The 5,430-nt window shown below is 65.5% G+C and carries 9 protein-coding genes; all 9 read right to left on the reverse strand.

Translation table 11 applies throughout. The annotated features are described in order from the left end of the window. Positions 1-214 precede the first annotated feature (214 nt). The 9 genes from rplT to rpmH all read right to left on the reverse strand — a co-directional run bounded on the left by rplT (position 215) and on the right by rpmH (position 5,311). Positions 215-562, reverse strand: coding sequence for a 50S ribosomal protein L20 (gene rplT / locus JW929_13745; GenBank protein ID MBN1440467.1), 348 nt, complete (start codon positions 560-562; stop codon positions 215-217). Positions 563-699: 137 nt separating this feature from the next. Continuing rightward, complete coding sequence (locus JW929_13750) at positions 700-951, reverse strand: 50S ribosomal protein L35 (GenBank protein MBN1440468.1); 252 nt, start codon at positions 949-951, stop codon at positions 700-702. Positions 952-1,059: 108 nt separating this feature from the next. Continuing rightward, positions 1,060-1,599 carry a translation initiation factor IF-3 gene (infC, locus tag JW929_13755; protein ID MBN1440469.1) on the reverse strand — a complete coding sequence of 180 codons (540 nt, stop codon included), beginning with the start codon at positions 1,597-1,599 and terminating at the stop codon, positions 1,060-1,062. A 71-nt stretch (positions 1,600-1,670) separates the two neighbouring features. Beyond that, positions 1,671-2,372 carry a Jag N-terminal domain-containing protein gene (locus JW929_13760; GenBank protein MBN1440470.1) on the reverse strand — a complete coding sequence of 234 codons (702 nt, stop codon included), beginning with the start codon at positions 2,370-2,372 and terminating at the stop codon, positions 1,671-1,673. Between the two features lie 99 nt (positions 2,373-2,471). Further along, entirely contained in the window at positions 2,472-3,251 is a 780-nt protein-coding gene (locus JW929_13765) for a YidC/Oxa1 family membrane protein insertase (protein ID MBN1440471.1), read from the reverse strand. 39 nt (positions 3,252-3,290) lie between these two features. Next, positions 3,291-4,391 carry a PQQ-binding-like beta-propeller repeat protein gene (locus JW929_13770; GenBank protein ID MBN1440472.1) on the reverse strand — a complete coding sequence of 367 codons (1,101 nt, stop codon included), beginning with the start codon at positions 4,389-4,391 and terminating at the stop codon, positions 3,291-3,293. A gap of 84 nt (positions 4,392-4,475) precedes the next feature. Beyond that, the gene (yidD, locus tag JW929_13775; protein ID MBN1440473.1) at positions 4,476-4,760 is read right to left on the reverse strand and encodes a membrane protein insertion efficiency factor YidD; all 285 of its coding nucleotides are present in this window, start codon (positions 4,758-4,760) and stop codon (positions 4,476-4,478) included. Next, positions 4,732-5,097 carry a ribonuclease P protein component gene (gene rnpA / locus JW929_13780; GenBank protein ID MBN1440474.1) on the reverse strand — a complete coding sequence of 122 codons (366 nt, stop codon included), beginning with the start codon at positions 5,095-5,097 and terminating at the stop codon, positions 4,732-4,734. The genes yidD and rnpA overlap by 29 nt, the downstream gene beginning before the upstream one ends. A 37-nt stretch (positions 5,098-5,134) precedes the next feature. Next, positions 5,135-5,311 carry a 50S ribosomal protein L34 gene (gene rpmH / locus JW929_13785; protein MBN1440475.1) on the reverse strand — a complete coding sequence of 59 codons (177 nt, stop codon included), beginning with the start codon at positions 5,309-5,311 and terminating at the stop codon, positions 5,135-5,137. Between the last annotated feature and the right edge of the window lie 119 nt (positions 5,312-5,430).

A 5,430-nucleotide genomic window follows, 5' to 3' on the forward strand; every position in this document is an offset into this window, starting at 1 on the left:
ATTACACTCCCCATGTTCCTGGATGCCCGATTAAAGCACTCGGGCATGACGAACAATTTGAGGCAGGCTCATTGCCCTCGGGCATGACGGACAATGCGAATAGGTTTATTACACTCGGGCATGACGATCAATTTGTAATCCCCGAGCCTGCACCGCGGGCTTCGAATAAAAAAGGCCCGGTTTTCACCGGGCCGCCTGATTCTCCTTGGGGAATTCACTTGCCCGCGGCCTCAACCACCTGGGTGAAGGCCTTCGGGTCGCGCACCGCGAGATCGGCGAGCAATTTGCGGTTGAGCAGGATGTTGCCGGCGTGCAGCTTCGCGATCAGCCGGCTGTAGGTGGTGCCGTTCAAGCGCGCGGCGGCGTTGATCCGGACGATCCACAGCTTGCGCAGATCGCGCTTGCGATTGCGCCGATCGCGGAAGGCGTACCACAGGCTCTTGAGCATGGCTTCGTTGGCGCGCCGGAACAGTCGGTGGCGCGAGCCGAACTTGCCCTTGCCCATGCGGATGATCTTCTTGTGGCGGAGGTGAGGCCGGTAGCCTCCCTTGACTCTGGTCATGCGTTCGCTCTCCTGCCGATCCCTGCGCGCCGGGCGCCGACTCCCTGCCGCGTTCCGGCGGCAGATCGGGCGCCCCGTTGCACGCACGCAACGACGGCAACTTAGGACGGCCGTCCGGACCGTCCGGCGGCCTGCCCCTAGCGGGGAGGATTGGCTTTATATTGCTTGAGGTAGGGCGCCAGCCGCTTCACGCGCTTGGCCGTGCCTTTCCCCTGCACTTCGACCATCTCGGTGAAGAGGGCCGCGCTGCGCTGGGATTTGTTCCGCCGCAGATGGCTCTTTCCGCCCTTGGTGCGCATGATCTTCCCGCCGCCGGTGACGCGGAAGCGCTTGGCGGTGGCTTTGTGGGTCTTGAGTTTGTATTTGCCCTTCTTCTGTTTTCGAGGCATGTCGCTTGCTCCATGAATTGCGTTTGACGCGATTGCGCCGGGAGATCCCTCGCTGCCGCTAAGGACATGCCCGGCGCCGTGTCTTGGTTTCGGGTCGGACCCGGGGGCCTATTTCTTTTTCGACGGCCCCAGCACCATCAGCATCGTGCGCCCTTCCATATCCGGCTGCTGCTCCACCACCCCCACGTCCTCCAGCTCCTTGGCGATCTGGGCCAGGTCCTCGCGCGCGATCTCCGGGTAGGTGATTTCCCGGCCGCGGAAGCGGATCCGCACCTTGACCTTCATCCCGTCCTGCAACCACTTGCGCGCATCGCGGATTTTAAACGAACGGTGGTGGTCGGTGGTCTTGGGGCGCAGGCGGATCTCCTTGACTTCGATCTTGGTCTGCGCCTTGCGGGCCTGCCGTTCCTTCTTTTCCTTTTCGTAGAGGAACTTCCCCAGGTTCAGCACCCGGCAGACCGGCGGATCGGCCCCCGGCGAGACTTCCACCAAATCCAGGCTTGCCTCGCGCGCCAGGCGCAGGGCTTCCTGCAGGCTGACCACGCCCACGTTGGCTCCGTCCGCCCCGATGAGGCGGACTTCGCGGGTCCGGATCTGCTCGTTGACGCGAAATTCCGATGCGCTGATGGGTTTTTCCTCCGATTTCAAAACGGCTGCCGCCTTCTGCCGATCAGGCGGCTTGCCGGAATTGCCAGTTTACCATGGGCGGCAAGCACCCGTCAACCGGATTGCCCCTCGTCCGGCCCCCGGCCGGTCCCGGGGACGATCGTCACTTTGCGCTGGCGGCCGACCCCGACGCTTTCGGTGGTGACATCCGCGTGGCCGCGCAATTCGATGTGAATGATCCGCCGCTCGTTGGCGGGCATCGGCTCGAGCACCACCGTCCGGCCGCGCTCCACCGCCTGCTCGGCGGCCCGGCGCGCCATGCGCCGCAGCTGCTGCTCACGCCGCCGCCGGAATCCCTCCACGTCGACGATCACCGGCAGGGGGCGGCCGAGCTTGCGCGCCACCATCATCCGCGCCAGGTATTGCATCGCCCCCAGCGCCTCGCCCCGCCGGCTGACCATGATCCCCAGGTCCTGACCGTGGATCTCGATCAGCGCGTGCCGGGCTTCATGCTCGTCCTGGGGGACGGTCCACTCGGCGGTCGTGCTGGCGGCCACCCGCATCCGCGCCAATAGCTCTTGGACCACGGTCCGGGCCGCCTCCAGATCCGGATCCTCCGCCGCGGAGGGATCCAGCGCCGTCAGGCGCACGCGCGAGGGGACGCCCATCCCGGGCATGTGCCCCGGCCGCCCTTCCTCGAGGACCACGATCTCCACCTGGTCCCTCCGCAAACCAAGCCGGGCCAGACCGCGTTCCACCGCCTCCCCCACCGTGGGGGCCGTCGTTTCCACGCTGGCTCTGTATTCCGTCGCCATGGGACCGCCTCTCCAGGCTGTTTCCGGATGGTTCCCGCCCGGCCCCGGGGGAACGCCTCCGCGATTGTCCGCGCACTTGCGGGCCGGCGGCGCGGGTTCCTACTTCGCGCTCTTGGGGGACGGGGCGCTCGATCGGAAGCTGAACACCTGCTTCCAGGCGACCTTGCCCATCAGCATGTATTGGATGATCGTGATCAGGTTGCTCACGATGAAGTACAGCGAAAGCCCGGAGGCGAGCGTGAGCGAGATCTGCGTGATGAAGATCACCATGAAGACGTTCATCAGCAGGCTCGTCTGCCCGCCTTGGGCCTCGGTGTTCATCACCGGGACAATCCGCTGGGAAACCCAGCTGGTGACGAGCACCAAGCCCGCCAGCACCGGGATCGGGAAGGGAATCCCGGGGAGGACCAGGTGCTCGGGCTGGGCCAAGTTCAGCCACAGGAAAGTCTTCTTCAGCGGGATCAACGCCACGGGAAAGAAATCGTACATCCGCTGGGAAAGGCTGAACAGCTGCAGCGGGGTGGACGGAATCACGTTCTGGATCGATTGGTACAGCCCGATGAGGACCGGCAGTTGGATCAGGATGGGCAGGCAGCCGCCCACCGGATTGGCGCCCGCCGACTGCAGCAGCTTCATCTGCTCCTTCTGCAGCTTTTCCTTGTCTTTGGCGTACTTCTTCTGCAGGTCCTGCCATTCCTTCGAGCCTTGCAGTTCCTGCATCTTCTTCATGCTCTTCTGCGAAGAGGCGGTCAGCGGGTAGGTGGCCAGGCGGATGACGATGGTGAAGACGATGATCGCCAGGCCGAAACTGCCGCCGAACAGCTGATAGAGGAACAGCAGGGCGTTGATCAGCGGATTAAGAATGAACGTATCCCACATAAGGCCATCCCATCGGCCGCGCCCCGGAGGGCGTCGGCATTAAGTCGGTTCCGCGTAAGTCCAGACGATGACGCCGCTCTCGGGGTTGAGCGCGGCCAGCTGGTATTTCGCCCCGCTCACCACCACGAGCAGTTTGCCGCCCGAGAGACGCAGGCTGCCGTGGACCGCGCCTTCGACGGTCTGCTCCCAAACCGGCGCCCCCGCCTCGATCGAATAGGCGCGGACGGTCCCCTTCGAGGTCCCGGCGAACACCTGCCCCTCTTGGGCCGCCGGTCCGGCTTGGACGGGCGCCCCAACCTGGACGCTCCACAGCGGGCTTCCGTCGGCGAGTGCGAGCGCGCGCAGGGCTCCGCCCAGGTCCGCCGCGAAGACGGTTTCGCCGTCCGAAATCGGCGCCTGCCAGACCCAGCCCTCGGCCGCGGCCTCCCACAGAGTCGCGCCGGTTTGCGGATCCAAAGCGTAGATCCTGTCGGTGAAGGTGCCGACGACCAGTTTTCCATCGACCAGGTTCACCCCGCCGGCGATCGCCGCCCCCAGGTCGACCGTCCACTCCGCCGCCCCGCTCTCGAAATTCACCGCCATCACTTTGTGCTCGATCGTGGCGATGTAGATTCGCTCGCCGTTGACGGCCATCGGCCCCCAGGAGGTCATCTTGTCCAGCGGGATGCGTTTGATCAGCGCCCCGTCGGAACCGCCGAGCACCCGCAGGTCCCCGCTCTCGCTCGAGACGTAATACTCGCCGTCGGGCCCCTCGGCGATCGGGGCGATGATCTTTTCGCCGTCGCCTTCGGCTTTCCACACCGGCGTTCCGGTTTCCGCATTCAACTTGACCACCGCGCCGTTGTAGGCTCCGGCCACCAGGTAGCCCTGGGAATCGATCAGCGGATCGCCGTAGAAGAGCGTTTTTGCGTCCACCTCCTCCGGATACTTCCAGACCATCTCGCCCGAGGAGAGATTGACGGCGGAGATGTGATAGTTGTGCGCCAGGTAGGCCAGGTCGCCCCTGACGGCCAATCCGGCCCAGGATTGGTTGGGCGCGCCGCCGGCGCAGGCGGCCAGCAGCAGCGGAAGCGCCGCCGCCGCGAGCCGCGGGCGGATCCCCTTGCGGATTATCTTAATAAAGGAATGATCGCCAAGCATCTTCTATTCAACTCCATGCGGCTTCGGCCGCGCAACGCTTCGAATTCGGGTCGGCCCCAATCACAATCTACGTTTCCGGTGCGTTTACGGCACCGGATCGTATCCGCCTTCGGAGAACGGCGTACAGCGCAACAGGCGCTTGCAGCCCATCCAGCCGCCCCTCCAAACGCCGTACTTGAACACCGCCTGGTAGGCGTAATGCGAGCAGGACGGGTAGAAACGGCAGGTATCCGGGGCGATCAACCGCGAAAGCGTCAGCTGGTATAGCCGGATGGCCGCCAGCAGCGGCCAACGCGGCAGGGTGTTCCATTTTAATGGAAGCGACCGCAGCGGAGGATCGCTATCCGGCGCGGGGTTCGCGTCCGTCATCGGTTTCCGTCACTCCCGCCCGTTGAAACAGCGCGCGCACTGCCCCCAAGAGGTCCGCATAGGGAGCCGTGAGGGCGCCGCGGCGGGCCACCAGAAGCAGGTCCCACCCCGCGGCGAGGGAGCCGGAAAGCGCGCGGGCCGCCTCGCGGATGCGGCGGCGGGCCCGGTTGCGCTCGACCGCGCCTCCCACCCGGACGCCGGCTGTGACGCCGATCCGCCGGTCGGCGTTTTCCCCCCGGGCGGCGACCAGAACGACCAGCGGGTGGGCATACGACTTGCCTGTGCGCCGCACCCGCTGGATATCGCCGGAACGATTGAGGCGGAACCGTCTCTGCATGCTTGCGGTCCCGGCGCTGTTCGACCGCCGGGAGGGATTACTTGCCGTTCCAATCGGATTTTTTAACGTGGCGCTGTTGGACGGCCAGGCGGGCTCGCCCTTTGGCGCGCCGCGCGGCCAGAACCTTCCGTCCGCCGTGGGTGGCCATGCGCGCGCGGAACCCGTGCACGCGGGCGCGGCGGCGGACTTTAGGCTGATACGTTCGTTTAGGCATGATTTTTCCTCAAAAACCGTCGGTTGCAATGCGGCCGGATTATACCAGCCGCCCAGCGCGAGGGTCAAGCAAAGGCGGGCTCCCCCCTCACCCCCCTCACCCCCTCACCCCCTTACCCC

The organism is Anaerolineales bacterium, from assembly GCA_016928575.1.
Lineage (GTDB): Bacteria > Chloroflexota > Anaerolineae > Anaerolineales > RBG-16-64-43 > JAFGKK01.